The organism is Streptomyces sp. NPDC005438 (genome assembly GCF_040606315.1).
In the GTDB taxonomy this organism is placed as follows: Bacteria; Actinomycetota; Actinomycetes; order Streptomycetales; family Streptomycetaceae; genus Streptomyces.
In genome coordinates this window covers 872,019-888,641 of record NZ_JBEXEP010000001.1, presented here as the reverse complement: position 1 = coordinate 888,641, position 16,623 = coordinate 872,019, and the positions used below count along the sequence as shown (strand labels likewise).

Genomic DNA, 16,623 nt, shown 5'->3' with positions numbered 1-16,623 from the left:
GGAACACGTTCCGTACGAGGTTCCTGATTTCCGTCACGATCACGCATCGGCCGCTTGTGTGTTCGGCCGGCATCCTCTACTAATCGTCGATGTAATCGTTACCACGCCGCTCCAGGGAACCCCGACCGATGGCGAGCATCAAAGACGTTGCCTCCAGAGCCGAGGTCTCGGTGGCGACCGTTTCCCGGGTGCTGAACGACCATCCGGCGGTGCGCCCCGACACCCGGGCCCGAGTGCTCAACGCCATCGAGGAGTTGGGGTACCGCCCCAACGCCGTGGCCCGCTCCCTGCGTACCCATCAGACCCGCACCCTGGGCCTGGTGGTCAGCGACGTGATGAACCCCTTCTTCACCGAACTGGCCCGCGCGGTCGAGGACGAGGCACGGGCCCATGGTTACAGCGTCATCATCGGCAACGCCGACGAACAGCCCTCCCTCCAGGCCCACCACATCAGCAACCTGCTGGAACGCCGCATCGACGGACTACTGGTCAGCCCGACCGAGGACGACTCCAGCATCCTGACGGACCTGGCGGCCAGCAAGACCCCGCTGGTGTTCGTGGACCGCTGGATCCCGCACCTCGACGTACCGGTGGTGCACACCGACGGCCGCCAGGCGGTACGTCAACTGGTGCGCCACCTGTACGAGTTGGGCCACCGCCGGCTGGCGGTCATCGCCGGCCCGGAGACCACCACCACCGGCAACGAGCGCATCAGCGCCTTCCTGGAGGCGGTCGGCGACTCGGGCCTGTCCATGCCCCCGGAGTACGTGGGCAAGGGCGACTTCCAGGCGGCCAGCGGGCAGGCGGCCACCGCCCGCTTCCTCGACCTGCCGAAGCCACCCCAGGTCATCTTCGCCACCGACAACCTGATGGCACTGGGCGCCATGGACGAGATCCGGGCCCGTGGACTGCGGGTGCCCGAGGACGTGGGGCTGGCCGCGTTCGACGACATCCCCTGGTTCCTCCACACCGACCCGCCGATCACCGCCATCGCCCAGCGCACCGACGAACTGGGCCACCGGACCGTACGCGCCCTGGTCGACCTCATCGAGGGCCGTGCGGCGGACTCGGTCACCCTTCCCGCCAGCCTCGTGATCCGCCGCTCCTGCGGCGAGTGAGAAACGGAGCAGTTGTTGACCCCCTTCGACAAGTCACCCCCGGAGATCCTGAGCACCGAGGGTCTGACCAAGTCCTTCCCGGGCGTGGTCGCGCTCGACGGCGTCACCTTCGGCGTACGGCCGGGAGAGGTGCACGTGCTCCTCGGTGAGAACGGCGCCGGCAAGAGCACCCTGATCAAGACCCTCTCCGGCGCCCAACAGCCGGACCAGGGACGGGTGTTGGTGGACGGGAAGCCGGTCCGCTTCAAGGACGCCCAGACCGCCGAACGTCTCGGCATCGCCACCATCCACCAGGAGTTCAACCTGGTGCCCGACCTGACGGTGGCCGAGAACATCTTCCTCGGACGCCAGCCCCGCAACTTCGGCCTGGTCAACCGACGCCGGATGAACCAGGACGCACAGCAACTGCTGCGCCGAGTCGGGCTGTCGGTCTCCCCCGACGCCAAACTGCGCGGCCTGGGCGTGGCCCATCTGCAGATGGTGGAGATCGCCAAGGCGCTCAGCCTCCAGGCGCGGGTGCTGATCATGGACGAGCCCACCGCCGTCCTCACCTCCGAGGAGGTGGAGAAACTCTTCACCATCGTGCGGGCACTGCGCGCCCAGGGCGTGGGGATCGTCTTCATCACCCACAAGCTGGAGGAGGTCGCCGTGCTCGGCGACCGCGTCACCGTGCTGCGGGACGGGCGCAGCGTCGGCCAGGTGCCGGCGCACACCGACCGGGACGAGCTGGTGCGGCTGATGGTGGGCCGCAGCATCGAGCAGCAGTTCCCCCGCCTCCAGGTGTCCGCCGGCCCGGTGTCCGACACCCCGCTGCTCAGCGTCCGGGGGCTCACCCGGCGCGGTCACTTCGAGAACGTCAGCTTCCAGGTGCGCCCCGGCGAGGTGGTCAGCCTCGCCGGACTGGTGGGCGCCGGCCGTACCGAGGTGGCCCGCGCGGTGTTCGGCGCCGACCGCTACGACCAGGGCACGGTCGAGGTCGGCGGACGACGCCTCACCCCCGGCAACGTCAACGCGGCGATGGACGCCGGCATCGGACTCGTACCGGAGGACCGCAAGTCGCAGGGGCTGCTGCTGGACGCCTCGGCGGAGGAGAACCTCGGCCTGGTGACCCTGCGGTCGGCCACCCGTGCCGGCTGGGTCGACCGGGGGTCGCAGCGCAAGGCGGCCCGGAACATCGCCCAGCGACTGGGCGTGCGCATGGCCAGGATCGACCAGAAGGTCCGCACCCTGTCCGGCGGCAACCAGCAGAAGATCGTCATCGGCAAGTGGCTGTTGGCCAACAGCCAGGTGCTGGTGCTGGACGAACCGACCCGTGGGGTCGACGTCGGCGCCAAGGTGGAGATCTACCACCTGATCAACGAACTGACCGCCTCCGGCCGGGCGGTGCTGATGATCTCCAGCGACCTCCCGGAGGTGCTGGGCATGAGCGACCGGATCCTGGTGATGTCCCAGGGCCGGATCACCGGCGAACTCGCGGCTGGATCAGCGACCCAGGACGCCGTGATGGCGCTCGCGGTCCAGAACGCGTCCACTGACAAGATCACGAACACCGAGGGCGTGGAGGAACTCCGTGGCCACTGATATCCAGAGCGGACCACCGAAGACGGGTGGCGGCGGACGTAAGAAGCCCTCGGAGCTGGTGCCGCCCGCGGTGGGCCACGTGCTCCGGGACAACCCGGCGCTCACCGGGCTGCTGTTGCTGGTGCTGTGCATGTCCGTGATGTCGCCGAACTTCTTCACCACGGACAACCTGCTGAACGTGGCCCAGCAGGCGGCGATCACCGCGATCCTGGCCCTGGGCGTGACCTTCGTCATCGTCTCGGCCGGCATCGACCTGTCGGTCGGTTCGGTGGCCGCCCTCTCGGCGGTGGTGCTGGCCTGGTCGGCGGACAAGGCCGGACTGCCGCTGTGGCTGTCGGTGTTGATGGGGCTGGGCACCGGCATCGCCTGCGGTCTGGTGAACGGTGTGCTGGTGGCGTACGGAAAGCTGCCGCCGTTCATCGCCACCCTGGCGATGCTGTCCATCGCCCGGGGTCTGGCCATGGTGGTGTCCGACGGCACCCCGATCTCCCTGCCGGACTCGATGGGCAAGATCGGCGAGAACATCGGCGACTGGTTCCCCGCCCAGGTCCTGGTGATGATCGTGATGGCCGCGCTGGCCACCCTGGTGCTGAACCGCACCTACAGCGGGCGCTCGATGTTCGCCATCGGCGGCAACGAGGAGGCCGCCCGCCTGTCCGGTATCCGGGTCAAGCGCCAGAAGCTCGTGACCTACGCGCTGTGCGGAGGCTTCGCCGCCGTGGCCGGTGTGGTGCTGGCCTCCAAGCTGGTGACGGCCGCTCCCAACGCCGCCGTCGGGTACGAACTGGACGCCATCGCCGCGGTGGTGATCGGTGGCGCGAGCCTGGCCGGTGGGGTGGGCAAGGCCTCCGGCACCCTGATCGGCGCCCTGGTGCTGGCCGTGGTGCGAAACGGGCTGAATCTCCTCGATGTGTCGATCTTCTGGCAGCAGGTCGTTATCGGAATCGTTATCGCGCTCGCCGTATTGATCGATACACTTCGTCGCCGTGCATGATCTCAGGGTGTCAGAACCGTTCCTCCTGAGACTTCAATGCTCGCAAACCCCCGTAATCCGCACCGCGAGGAAGCAAGTATGAGCAAGAGAAGGATGGCGTCCGCTATAGCGGTCGCCGGCACGCTGGCCCTGGTGTCCACAGCCTGTGGCACCGGTTCGGACTCCGACGGTGGAGACTCCGGCAAGTCCAAGGTCGGACTCTCCCTGTCCACCCTGAACAACCCGTTCTTCGTCCAGATGAAGGAGGGGGCGCTGGAGGAGGCCAAGAACCACGACATCTCGCTCAGCGTCCAGGACGCCCGGGACGACGCCAACACGCAGTCGGACCAGCTGCAGAGCTTCACCACCAAGGGCATGAAGGCGATCATCGCCAACCCGGTGGACGACAACGCCCTCGCCCCGTCGGCCAAGGCGGCGGCCAACGCGGACATTCCGGTGGTGGCGGTCGACCGCACCATCAACAAGGCCAAGATCAGCACCACCGTCGCCTCGGACAACGTCGAGGGCGGCAAGATGGCCGCCGACAGCCTCGCCAAGCAGCTGGGCGAGGAGGGCGAGATCGTGGTGCTGCGCGGCCAGGCCGGCACCTCCGCCTCCCGCGAGCGCGGTCAGGGGTTCACCGAGGGCATCAAGAAGTACAAGAACATCAAGGTCGTCGCGAAGCAGACCGCCGAGTTCAACCGTGACAAGGGACTCGACGTGATGCAGAACATGCTGCAGTCCCACCCCAACGTCAAGGGCGTGTTCGCGGAGAACGACGAGATGGCCCTCGGCGCCATCAAGGCCCTCGGCTCCAAGGCCGGCAAGGCCGTCAAGGTCGTCGGCTTCGACGGCAACGAGGACGGGGTGAAGGCGGTCAAGAAGGGCACCATGTCCGCCACCATCGCCCAACAGCCCGCCGAGCTGGGCAAGATGGCCGTACGCAACGCCGTCCGCATCCTCGACGAGGAGGACGTGGACGAGCAGATCAAGGTGCCGGTCAAGGTCGTCACCAAGAAGAACGTGGCACAGTTCAGCTGACGGTCTCCCGACCCCGCTGAACTCCGGCCCAGCCGGGGGAGACGGTCGCCCCATCGCGGCGGCCGTCCCCCGGCGGCCCCGGGCACTTCGGCCCCGCCCCCGGTGCTCCCGCACGCCACCCTGGAAGCCGTGACCGTCCCCGGACGCGTCACCTGGACGGTCGACGGGCCGGTACCCCGGGTATCGGGGAACCGTCGCGCGCCGTGCCCGGAAAGGACAGTGGATGGAGTCCCACGAACTGCTGGTCGTCGGCTCGGCCAACGCCGACCTGGTGATCGACGTCAAGCGCCGCCCCCGAGCCGGCGAGACCGTGCAGGGCGGTGACCTGCGCACCTATCCCGGTGGCAAGGGCGCCAACCAGGCCGTCGCCGCCGCCCGACTGGGCGCCCGGACCGCGTTGCTGGCCCGGGTCGGCGACGACGAGCACGGGCGGTTCCTCCTCGACAGCCAGCGCCGGGCCGGAGTCGATCCCGCCGGGGTGCTCACCGACCCCTCCGCCCCCACCGGGGTGGCACTGATCACCGTGGACCCCTCGGGCGACAACAGCATCGTGGTCTCGCCCGGTGCCAACGGACGGTTGACCGAGGAGGACGTGGCCGCCCGGGAAGGGCTGTTCGCCGGGGTCGGGGTGGTCTGCCTCCAGCTGGAGGTTCCCGGAGCGACGGTGGTCGCGGCGGCCCGTACCGCCCGCGCCCATGGCGCCCGAGTGGTGCTCAACCCCTCCCCGGTGGAGCAGTTGCCTCCCGACCTGCTCGAACTGTGCGACGTACTGGTGCTCAACGAGCACGAGGCGAGCGTCCTGTTGGACGCCGACGGCGACCGCTCCCCCGCCGAACAGGCCGCCGCCCTGCGGGAGTTGGGCCCCCGCGAGGTGGTGATCACCCTGGGCGCCGAGGGCGCCTGGGTGTCCCCCGCCGACCGTGAGGGACGGAAGGTGCCCGGAGTGGCCGTACGTCCGGTGGACACCACCGGGGCGGGCGACTCCTTCACCGGGGCGCTGGCCTGGCGGCTGGCGCTCGGCGAGGACCTGGAGACCGGAGTGCGCTTCGCCACCGTGGTGGGGGCGGTCTCGGTGACCCGCGAGGGCGCACAGCAGTCCTTTCCCACGTCAGACGAGGTGGAGGCCCTGCGTGACCAGGCGAACTCCCGTGGACCGGAGGCGACGGCATGAAGAAGCACGGCATCCTCAACCGCCATCTGGCCGGCGCGCTGGCCCAGTTGGGCCACACCGACCACGTGGTGGTCTGTGACGTGGGGCTCCCCATCCCGCCCGGCCCCTTCGTGGTGGACCTGGCGTTCCGGGCGGGCGTGCCGTCCTTCGCCGAGGTGCTGGAGGGGCTGCTGGAGGAGCTGGAGGTGGAGGGCGCGGTCGCGGCCGAGGAGGTACGCGGGCGCAATCCCGAGGTCACCGCCCTGCTGGACGCCCGCTTCCCCGGAGACCAGTTGTCCCTGGTGTCCCATGAGGAGTTCAAACGGGACTGGGTCAGCGGAGCCCGGCTGGTGGTGCGGACCGGCGAGGCCCGTCCGTACGCCAACGTGGCGCTGCGCTGCGGGGTGCCGTTCTAGGACCGGCCCCGACCTCACCCTCGACCTTCCCCGACCGGCCGTACGGGAGGCCCTGACAGGCCAACCCCGTTACGTTCAGGGGGGGTTGGTGGGGCCCGATCCCCCCCGACCGGGCCCTACCAGTCCCCCTCCTACCCCCGTGAGCCGGAGACACCTCCTACACCCACCCCCGGGCGGAGGTGTCCGACCCACACCTAAGGACTACGAACCCCGCCGGAAGGTTGCACCGAAGACCGAGAAATCCTCAGTCGCTGTCTTCGTTCGCTGTCTTCCACTCCGTGAACGCCTCCGTCAGGGGCGCCCTCGCCGGGACGCGGGGCCCTCCCCGGCCGGTCAGCGGCCGGGTCGCCCAGTCGCCCCGGTACGGACACCGGGCCGGTCCTCGCGAGGCGGGGTCCGACGGCCGGCCCGCTTGCCGACGGTGCGGGTCTCTGGTGGTCTGGGCACCATGCGACTCGCCTTCTCCACCCTGGGCGTCCCCGGTACCCCGTTGCCCGAGGTCCTCCAGCTGGCCCGTGACCACCGGTTCCACGGCGTGGAACTGCGGGTCCACCCCGAGGAGCCGGTCAACCTCGACCTGGGGCCGGCCCAACGCCGGGACGTGGTCGAGGAGTTCGCCGACTCCGGGGTGCGGCCCCTGGCCCTCGCCGGGTACGCCAGGGTGGCCGCGCCGGGTGACGACGGCCCGGTGGTGGAGGAGCTGGACCGGCTGCTGGAGCTGGCCCACGATCTGGGCGTCGACCGGGTTCGTGTCTTCCCCGGCGGTGACGCGGAGGATCCCGAGGGCGGCGACGAGGCGGCGGTCCGCCGGCTGACCCAGGTCGCCCCGCTGGCCTCGCGGTACGGGGTGCGGCTGCTGTGGGAGACCCACGACTCGCACCGCACCGGGGCGGACGCGGCGAGGGTGCTGTCCCGGGTGGGGCACCCCTCGGTGGGCGCGCTGTGGGACGTACTGCACACCTGGCGGGGCGGGGAGCAGCCGGAGACCAGTCTGCGGTGGCTGGCCCCCTACCTGGACTACGTACAGGTGAAGGACGTGGCCTCGGCCGAGGACCTCACCCCGCTGCGCCCGGGGAGGGGTGTCCTGCCGCTGGGTGAGGTGCTGGAGCTGCTCACCCGGCTGGACTGGGACGGCTGGCTGTGCTGGGAGTACGAGGCGCGCTGGTTCCCCGAGGTGCCGCCGCTGGCCGAGGGGTTGCCCGAGGTGCGGGACCACCTGCTGCGCCTGCTGGCCTCCTCCGCCTGACCCTCCGGGGCACCGGGAGGGGCCGGCTCCTTCCCGCCCGTGGGGCGGCGTTGTCCCGCTCACGCGGCCACGCGGCCCTCTTCGGGTGGGTGGCTCGGCTCGCTCGTGGGTGGCTGAGGCGGCGGGAAGGGCCAGGAGAGTGTGGGCTGATCCGCGGGCCCGGTGCGGAGCCGCGTCGGGACGTCCCCCATGGGGCCGTCGTGGTGCCGCCTTGGAGTGGAGGGAGAAACACCCGTGCCCGCCCCCTGGTGGGGAGGCGGGCACGGGCGACGGACTTCCGGGTACCGGATGGCGACGGTCAGGTCGCGATCAGGGGCGGAGCATCCGCTCCTTCTTGTCCGGCTGGTCCAGCTTGGCGTTGTAGCTGGTCAGACGCTTGGGCGCGGAACCGTCGGCACGGCTGCTGACGTCCACGTCGGCCCACTTCATCAGGGCGCGGGTGGCCGCGACCCGGTCGTCGGAGTCCAGGGTGGCGATGCCGGCGCCGTGGTTCTGCCCGGGGGCGACGAACACGTGGCTGTCCTTGCTGCCCTTGCCGACCTCGAAGGGCTCGGCACCCCAGGGGTCGTTCTCGCCGTTGACGAACATCATCTGGCGGGACCTGTGCTTGACCCACCGGTCGATGTCACGCATGGCCTTGGGCTTGAACTTCATCGGGATGTCCCGGGGCACGAACAGTCGGGGCGAACCCAGCCCGGGGTACTTCAGCAGGTCCTTGACGTCGTCGTGGACCAGGGTGGGAGCGCCCAGTTCGGTGCCCGCCTGGTAGTAGTACGGCGTGTAGTACTCCATGCCCTGGTCGGTTCCCGCGTCCAGGCCGGAGATGGTGTCGACGTACTCGTACAGGTCCTTGTCGGAGACGTCCTTGGCGGGTACGTCCGCGCACTCCTCTTCCAGGTGGTACTGCCAGAAGCCCCAGGCCAGGTCCAGGACCACGATCTCCCAGGCCTTGTCGGCGTTACCGATGAGCTTGAAGGTGTAGCCCTCTTCCTTGGCCCACTTCTTGTACATCGGGACCAGGGTGTCCCTGCGGGACAGCGCCTCGCGGGTGACGGTGGTCAGGGCGTCGCGGCACTCCTTGGTGCCGACGTTCTCGAAGAACTCGTCGTAGCGCGAGTCCTCGTCGTTGTCGACGTCGTTCGGCGCCACGTAGGCGACGGTGCCGTCCATGTCCCTGGGGTAGTGGCGGCGGTAGTAGGTGGCGGTCATGCCGCCCTTGCTGCCACCGGTCGAGATCCAGCGCTTGTTGTAGACCTTGTTCAGGGCCTTGAACAGACGGTGCTGGTCGCTGGCGGCCTGCCAGATGTCCAGCTTGCTCCAGTCGGCCGGTTCGGGCCGGGAGGGCGTGAAGAACCGGTACTCCATGGAGACCTGGTTACCGTCGATCATCTGCGTGGGCTCACTACGCCGGGGCTCCTCGTTGAGGCCGTACCCGGAGGTGAAGAACACGTTGGGACGGTTGACGTCCTTGTGCAGGATCGAGAGCCGCTGCTTGAAGCTGCCGGCCTTGGGGTGCCGGTGGTCCACGGGCTGCTTGTAGTTGAGGATGAAGAAGCGGTACCCGTCGACCGGCTTCTCCTCGACCAGACTCATCCCCTTGATGGAGAGGAGACGGTCCTTGATGTCGGTGCTACCGGACTTGTCCGCTGTAGCGGCTCCGACCGGCACACTGCCGACTCCGATGGCGCCCACAAGCACCACCAGGGACAGCAGCCATCTGAGCGCCTTGCTCATGGAGGCCCTCCCGGAAATTCTCACAATGGTCGCCGCGAACCTATACGTCAGCGACCAGCCCAGACCAGACCCGATCGATAACGACCGGGTGTGCTCCGGCCGATGGCCCAGCGTCAGGGCTCCCTTAACCCCCGACACCAGGTCCCCTTAAGGTCCACACGCCCCGCACACCTCGCGCCCTCCGCCTTCGCCCTGTTCGGGAGGGGGCGGCGCACTCCCCCAACCGGAGGCCTCAGCACCGGCCTTCGGGTTGTCCGAGGGGTTCGGGGGGAACGGGCTGGAGACGCTCCGGCCACCTCCGTTCACGCACCCCGAGGTTGACCGGACGCCACCCACGGCGCGGGGCTGTCCCCTCTCCCGGTGCTCCCACGGTTGGGTCCGGGCCGAGGTCACCGTTCGTCCGGGTCCGCCTCCGTGCTGACGGTGCCACCGCTTACGGCGGGGGCCGAACGCCCGCCGTGGAGGCGGGTGTTCGGCCTCGGTCAGGGAGGGCCGGTGGACGGATTACGGGAGTCGTGGGTGCGCTCCGATGGACGGACGTGGACGTGGGTTCGGGCGGTGGAGGGCGGCCCGGGCCGACGGCCGGTCACCGCGAGGACGGGGCAGGGTGGTTCGAGGACGGCGGCCCGGCAGAGCGGGCGACGAACCTCGGGTGGCCCGCACCAGGTGCTCTAGGGTCGGCGCATGTCACCGTCCGAACCACTGGCTGAGGACCCCCACCACATCGACCTCCTCTCCTTCCACCCCGTACCCGAGGGGACCTCCTTTCCCGACGCCCCGACGGGCTTCGCCCTGGTGGCCCTCTGGCACCGGGGTCGGGCGCTGATGGTGCACGTGCGGGCGCGAGGCTGCTGGGAGCTGCCCGGAGGTGGCATCGAGGAGGGGGAGAGCGAACGGCGGGCCGCCGTGCGGGAGTTGTACGAGGAGACCGGGCAAGGCCTTGCCACCGGGGACCTGCGCTTCGTCGGATACGCACGGACACACCGGGTCCGAACCGGCAGCCTGTTGTACGGGGCGCTGTACACCGCCACGCTGACGTCGGAGGCGATACGGGAGTTCACCCCCCACGAGGAGATCGCCGACACCCACTGGTACGCCCCGGGCGAACCCCTGCCACCCACCGCACGGTCACGGTCGCTCGACGACCACCTGCTGAGCCTCTGCACCGACTGAACGGCGACCGTGGTGGCCGCCGGGGTGGGGCCGCCCTGGGCGGCCCCACCCCACACCCTCGAACACCGTCGCTCACCGACTGGGCACGGCGGCCGGCTGCTCCTCCCCCACGAAGGTGCGCCACAGTTCGGCGTACCGTCCGTCGGCACAGAGCAACTGCTCGTGGGTGCCGTCCTCCACCACCCGTCCGTGGTCCAGGACCACCACCCGGTCCGCCCGAGCGGCGGTGGTGAGCCGGTGGGCGACCACCAGGGTGGTGCGCCGGCCGGCCAGACGGTCGGTGGCCTGGTTCACCAGGGACTCGGTGGCCAGGTCAAGGGCGGCGGTGGCCTCGTCCAGCAACAGGACGTCCGGGTCGACCAGCTCGGCCCGGGCCAGGGCCACCAACTGCCGTTGTCCGGCCGAGAGGTTGCGGCCCCGCTCGGCCACCGTGTGGAGGTAGCCGCCGGAGAGGGAGGCGATCATCCGGTGGGCGCCCACCGCCCGGGCAGCCGCCTCCACCTCGGCGTCGGTGGCGTCCGGTCGGCCGTAGGCGATGGCGTCCCGCACGGTGCCCGGGAACAGGAACGGCTCCTGGGGCACCACGCCGAGTCGCTGGCGGTATGCGGCCAGGTCCATCCGCCGCAGGTCGACGCCGTCGACCAACACCGCGCCCGCACTGGGGTCGTAGTACCGGGCGACCAGTTTCACCAGGGTGGACTTCCCGGCCCCGGTCTCCCCCACGAAGGCCACGGTCTGTCCGGCGGGGATGGTCAGGTCGACGGCGGTCAGCGCCTCCACCTCGCGCTTCTCCCCGTCCAGGGAGGCGTAGCGGAAGTGCACGTCCCGCAGGGTGACCTCGCCCCGCAGGCTCCGTACCGGTTCGGGGTCGGCGGACGGAGGCGTGCTGGTGCGCTCGGTGAGCAGTTCCTTCACCCTGCCCAGCGAGACGGTGGCCTGCTGGTACCCGTCGAAGACCTGGGAGAGCTGCTGGACCGGGGCGAAGAACAGCTCGATGTAGATGAGGTAGGCGACCAGGGCACCCGCCGTCAGCGAACCGCCCTCCACCCGCTGGGCACCGACCACCAGCACCCCGGCGGTGGCCAGTGAGGCCAGCAACTGGACGAAGGGGAAGTAGATCGAGATCAGCCACTGCCCCTTGATCCGGGCCTGGCGGTACCGGTCACTGCTCTCGGCGAAACGCGTACGGGAGCTGGGCGCTCGGCCGAAGGCCTGGATGACGCGGAGGCCGGCGACGCCCTCCTGGAGGTCGGCGTTCACGGCGCTGACGTGCTCCCGCGCCAGTTCGTAGACCTTGAGGCTCTGCCGGCGGAAGATCACCGTGCCGACCAGCAGGGGTGGCAGGGTGGTCAGGACCACCAGGGCCAACCCGGCGTCCAGCACCACCAGGGCGACCATGATGCCGACGAAGGTCAGCAGGGAGACGACGGCCTGCACCAGTCCGGTCTGGAGGAAGGTGGCGAGCGCGTCCACGTCGGTGGTCATCCGGGTCATGATCTTGCCCGTCAACTGCCGCTCGTAGTAGTCGAGTCCGAGCCGCTGGAGCTGGGCGAAGATCTTCATCCGCAGCGAGTACAGCACCCGCTCACCGGTCCGCCCGATGGCTCGGGTCTCTCCGATCTGGGCTGCCCACTGGACCAGTACGACCAGCAGGGAGAGTCCGGCGGCCACCCAGACGGCGCCGAGGGAGACCTGCTGGACCCCTTCGTCGATGCCGTGGCGGATGAGCACCGGCAGCAGCAGCCCGGAGACCGCGTCCACCACCACCAGGGCCAGGCTCAGCGCCAGGGGGGCGCGGAAGCCCCGGAGCAACTGGCGCAGCCCGTAGCTCTCCTCGGCGCGGACCGCCTGGTCCTCGTCGACATCGGGGGTGTCGGTGGCCGGTGGCAGGGCGTCCACCCTGGCGAGCAGTTCGGGAGTGGCGGGCGCTCCGGCGAGGGCGCCGGCGAAGCTCCGGGGGGTGGGGCCGGCTCCCCCGCCCGGGAGCTTGTCGTCCGTGCCGCCCTCGCCGTCCTGTCGGGCGTTCTCGCGGACCCACAGGTCCGGGGTGACGCCGTTCTCCGCGTCCGTGCCCTGGGTGGTCAACTCGTCTTCGGGGCCGGTCAGTTCGTCGGAGGCGTCCGGTTCGCTGAGGAGCTGGCGGTAGAGGGGACATCGTTCCCGCAGTTCGGCGTCGGTGCCCTGGTCCACCAGCCGCCCCTCGTCCAGCACCGCGATCCGGTCGGCCAGCGCCAGGGTCGACTGGCGGTGGGCGATCAGCAGGGTGGTGCGGCCGGCCATCACCTCGCCCAGCGCCTGGTGGATGCGCTGCTCCACCTGGGCGTCGACGGCCGAGGTGGCGTCGTCGAGCACCAGCAGCCGGGGCCCCTCGCCCCCGGAGCCGGCCAGCATCGCCCGGGCCAGTGCGATGCGCTGGCGTTGTCCCCCGGAGAGGGTCAGGCCCTGCTCGCCGACCTCGGTGTCGTACCCCTGGGGCAGGGCGAGGACGAACTCCTCCGCCTGTGCGGCACGGGCGGCCTGCCGTACGGCGGCGTCCGAGGCCGTGGGGTGGCCGAAGGCGATGTTGGCGCGGATGGTGTCGGAGAACAGGAAGCTGTCCTCGGGGACCAGGCCGATGGCCGACCGCAGGGAGGTCTGCGTCAGCTCGCGGACGTCGTGACCCCCCACCCGGACCGCTCCCGAGTCCACGTCGTAGAACCGGGGCAGCAGCATGGCCAGGGTGGACTTGCCACTGCCCGAGGTGCCGACCACGGCCAGGGTCTCCCCCGGCTCGATCCGCAGGCTCAGTTCGTCCACCACCGGGCGCTGATGGTCGTAGGAGAAGCTGACCCGGTCGAACTCCACCGTGGCCGGGGCGTCCACCGGCAGGTCGTGGGCGTCGGGGGCCTCCTCGATCGCCGGTTCGGCGTCGATGAGTTCGTACACCCGCTCCACGCCGGCCCGGGCCTGCTGGCCCACGGTCAGCATCATGGTCAACATCCGCACCGGGCCGACCAGTTGGGCCAGGTAGGTGGAGAAGGCCACGAAGGTGCCGAGGGTGATCTCGCCCCGGGTGGCCATCCAGCCGCCGAAGGCCAGCATGGCGACCTGTCCCAGGGCGGGCACCGCCTGGAGCGCGGGGGTGTAGAGCGAGTTGAGCCGTACGGTGCGCAGCCGGGCGGCGAACAGCCGCCGGCTGACCTCCCGGACCTTGTCGGTCTCCTGGCCCTCCTGGCCGAAGCCCTTGACCACCCGGACCCCGCTGACGGACCCGTCCACCACGCCGGCCACGGCGCCCGCCTGCCCCTGGGCGTACCAGGTGGCGGGAAAGAGCCGGGTGCGGCTCCGGCCGGCGATGAACCACAGTGCGGGCGCCACCGCCAGCGCGACCAGGGTGAGCAGGGGCGACAAGGTGAGCATGACCACCAGCGAGACCAGGAACAGCAGGATGTTCCCGATCATCATCGGAGCCATGAACAGCAGCGACTGGATCAGCTGGAGGTCACTGGTGGCGCGGCCCACGACCTGGCCGGTGGACAGCTCGTCCTGTCTGCGCCCGTCCAGCCGTGTGATGGTGTCGAACATCCCCGTGCGCAGGTCGTGTTGGACGTCCATGGCGAGCTTGCCGCCGTAGTACCGCCGCAGGTAGGTCAAGCCGTAGATGACCACCGCGGTGAGCATCAGCAGGGTGATCCACAGCTCCAGACCGCCATGGCCGCCCACCACCACGTCGTCGATCACCACCTTGGTGATCAGTGGGACCAGGGCCATCAGACCCATGCCCAGCAGCGAGGCGCCCAGCGCCAGCGCCACGTTCCTGCGGTACCGCAGACATTCGCCGGTCAGTCTCCGCGCCCAGCCGGGCGCTTCCCGTCCCTTGTCCTGCCCCGTCACTCTCTGCCCTTCGGTCGTCCCGTCCCGTGGATCTTCCAGTGGTGCCGCAGGTGCAACGCAGGAATGGGGGTGCTCTCATCCCGAAGGCGGCGAATCGGCGTGAGAACGGACCTGCGGACCAGGTCTCCTCGGACCGTAGACCTAGGCAACGACAGGCTGCCAGGCCTGTGGATAACCCCCCGGAGCGTCACCGGCGGGCGCTGAGGGGCCGCGTCCGGTCCGGCCGGGTACGGCGAGAAGCCGGGTCCCGCCCGGCTTCCACGGAGCGGAGCGCGGCGGGGTACGGCGCAGAACGGCACGGTGACGGAGGCGCGGGGCACCACCGGAAAGGGTGAAGGCAAAGTGAAGATCGTGAAGATCGACGTGCCGGGCGAGAAGGCGCCGGACACAAAAGAAACGGCCCCGGCGAGGCACGCTCTCTCCCGGGGCCGTTCAGCGGGCGCCATCGGTGGCTGTTGTTGGACCAGCACCCCCCACGGGGCCAGCCCTGGACCAGCACCCCCCACAGGGCCAGTCCTTGCCGTCCGGTTTTCAACGCCTCACTCCCGCTGTGCGGGAACTGAATTCTGCCGAGAACCTTCGCAGGATGCACATCGACCGCACAAAACCAGTAACGATACGTAGAGCGCGTACTGCGTTACGTAACGTTTTGATAGCCGCCCCACTCACAGGGAAATCACCCTGACCTGCGGCAACAGAAGAACCCGTAGGCCACGAAAGGATAACGAGGTCGCAATGCGCGCAAATCGACCACAGCAACAAGCCCCGAAGAATGGCCGAAAACCAACCTTCAGCGAGTCCGGCATTACGGCCTTGTCGGATTTGGCACCCCCAACCAAGTGCTCACTCCCGGGAGTTGGCACTGCATGACCGCGCCGCGTGGACAGGCGGCACGCAGGGACGGCGACCATGGTCAACTCGGCGAGGCACCGGAGAAGTCGCCCCCGTTTACCGGGCGCCGACAACAGGACACGATCCGCCAACCACGAAGCGTCTCCGCCCGTTCACCGGAGGTCAGAGCGCCCCCTCGGCCCACCGCACCCCGCACGCACGATCGCCCTCCCCCTGTCCCGGCACCGGCCGGGAGACGTCGACCGAAACGGAACCGGCCCGTCCTACGGGACCCCGTCCCCTCGCCGCCCGGAAACTCCGTCCGGGCACCGACCACGATGAAGCCCCTTCAAACCCCCTTCGAGTTTCCTCAGCCACACCCCGCCCCTCGTCCGTGGCCGGACTCGAACGGACAAGCCACCTCGGTCCAGGGGGTCGGCCAGAACGGCGGAGGGCTCACACGGGTCGGCCTTCCGTCGGGGTCCCGGACTCCGATCGAGCCGGTACGCCACCCGGTCACACCCGTGCCACCGCAGGGCCGGCCGGCCTTCCGAGGGCCGAGGTGGCGCGCCCGTCGCTGACGCGGCCCGTAGCGGAACGCCCCGCCCGGCTTGTCGGACCGCCCGCCCGGATCCCGCCCCCACGGGTCACAATGGGCGACATGCCTCTGCCTCTGCCGCTGCCTCCGGCACCCAGCCGCTCCGAGTTGGTCGACCACCTGGTGCGCACCCGTATCGCGGGCGACGTGGCCACTCCCCGGGAGAACAACCTGGCCCACTTCCGCCAACTCGCCAACGGGGACCGCCACTACTGGTTCGGCCTGGAGTTCGGTGACCGCTGGGCGGACGAGCAGGACGTGCTGTCGGAGATGGCCGAACGCTGTGGGGTGAACGACGACCCGGACCACCGGGGCGGACAGGACACCATCGACCCGGAGTTGACGGTCGGGGCGCTGGAACGCGCGGCGGCGGAGTTGCGGAAGGTGGCCAAGTCACGAGGTCGGGTGCTGGTGGCGACCGGCCACCCGGGGGCGTTGTTGGACCTGCACGGCGCGACGGCGGCGGCGCTGCGCGGGGCCGGCTGCGAGGTGGTGCGGGTGCCGCTGGGTCTGATCGCGGACGAGGGGCTGGTGGCGCAGTTCAACGGGGTCGCGGTGTACGAGAGGGGGGCGTCACTGTGGCACACCCACTCCCCCGCCCCGATGAACGCCATCCTCTCCGCCCTGGAGCGGTCCGGGGAGCCGCTGCCGGACCTGGTGGTGGCCGACCACGGCTGGGCGGGCGCGGCGGCGCAGTGGGGGGTGGCCGCCGTGGGGTACGCGGACTGCAACGACCCGGCGCTGTTCCTCGCCGAGTCGGAGGGCACCCTGCGGGTGGCGATCCCGCTGGACGACCACGTGGCCGATCCGCGCTTCTACGAACCGATGACCGCCTATCTGCTGGACGCGGCCGGCCTGTTGGGCGACGAGGACTGAGCCGAGGGCGACC

9 protein-coding genes and 1 pseudogene are annotated in these 16,623 nt (G+C 70.2%); 8 read left to right on the top strand and 2 right to left on the bottom strand.

Annotated features, from left to right (window positions below):
• Positions 1-128: 128 nt before the first annotated feature.
• The 6 genes and pseudogenes from ABZT14_RS03705 (at position 129) to ABZT14_RS03680 (ending at position 7,525) form a co-directional block, all read left to right on the top strand.
• Positions 129-1,118 carry a LacI family DNA-binding transcriptional regulator gene (locus ABZT14_RS03705; RefSeq protein WP_356296354.1) on the top strand — a complete coding sequence of 330 codons (990 nt, stop codon included), beginning with the start codon at positions 129-131 and terminating at the stop codon, positions 1,116-1,118.
• Positions 1,119-1,133: 15 nt separating this feature from the next.
• On the top strand, positions 1,134-2,699 hold the full coding sequence (locus tag ABZT14_RS03700) for a sugar ABC transporter ATP-binding protein (RefSeq protein WP_356296351.1): 1,566 nt from the start codon (positions 1,134-1,136) through the stop codon (positions 2,697-2,699).
• A gap of 55 nt (positions 2,700-2,754) precedes the next feature.
• A pseudogene (locus tag ABZT14_RS03695) lies at positions 2,755-4,713 on the top strand (substrate-binding domain-containing protein).
• A gap of 223 nt (positions 4,714-4,936) precedes the next feature.
• Positions 4,937-5,884, top strand: a complete 948-nt coding sequence (gene rbsK, locus ABZT14_RS03690) for a ribokinase (protein ID WP_356296348.1) — start codon at positions 4,937-4,939, stop codon at positions 5,882-5,884.
• On the top strand, positions 5,881-6,279 hold the full coding sequence (rbsD, locus tag ABZT14_RS03685; RefSeq protein ID WP_356296345.1) for a D-ribose pyranase: 399 nt from the start codon (positions 5,881-5,883) through the stop codon (positions 6,277-6,279). Before rbsK ends, rbsD begins: the two co-directional genes overlap by 4 nt.
• Before the next feature lie 448 nt (positions 6,280-6,727).
• Positions 6,728-7,525: a sugar phosphate isomerase/epimerase family protein gene (locus ABZT14_RS03680; RefSeq protein ID WP_356296342.1), complete on the top strand. Its 798-nt coding sequence runs from the start codon at positions 6,728-6,730 to the stop codon at positions 7,523-7,525.
• A 309-nt stretch (positions 7,526-7,834) separates the two neighbouring features.
• Here the strand turns inward: ABZT14_RS03680 and ABZT14_RS03675 are convergent, their stop codons facing one another.
• On the bottom strand, positions 7,835-9,259 hold the full coding sequence (locus ABZT14_RS03675) for a S28 family serine protease (protein ID WP_356296339.1): 1,425 nt from the start codon (positions 9,257-9,259) through the stop codon (positions 7,835-7,837).
• Positions 9,260-9,943: 684 nt separating this feature from the next.
• Here ABZT14_RS03675 and ABZT14_RS03670 point away from each other — a divergent pair.
• Positions 9,944-10,432 carry an NUDIX domain-containing protein gene (locus tag ABZT14_RS03670; protein WP_356296335.1) on the top strand — a complete coding sequence of 163 codons (489 nt, stop codon included), beginning with the start codon at positions 9,944-9,946 and terminating at the stop codon, positions 10,430-10,432.
• Between the two features lie 72 nt (positions 10,433-10,504).
• Here the strand turns inward: ABZT14_RS03670 and ABZT14_RS03665 are convergent, their stop codons facing one another.
• Positions 10,505-14,305, bottom strand: coding sequence for an ABC transporter ATP-binding protein (locus ABZT14_RS03665; protein ID WP_356296332.1), 3,801 nt, complete (start codon positions 14,303-14,305; stop codon positions 10,505-10,507).
• Positions 14,306-15,797: 1,492 nt separating this feature from the next.
• On the opposite strand from ABZT14_RS03665, the gene ABZT14_RS03660 reads away from it, so the two are divergent.
• Positions 15,798-16,610, top strand: a complete 813-nt coding sequence (locus tag ABZT14_RS03660) for a phosphatase (protein ID WP_356296329.1) — start codon at positions 15,798-15,800, stop codon at positions 16,608-16,610.
• Positions 16,611-16,623 lie beyond the last annotated feature (13 nt).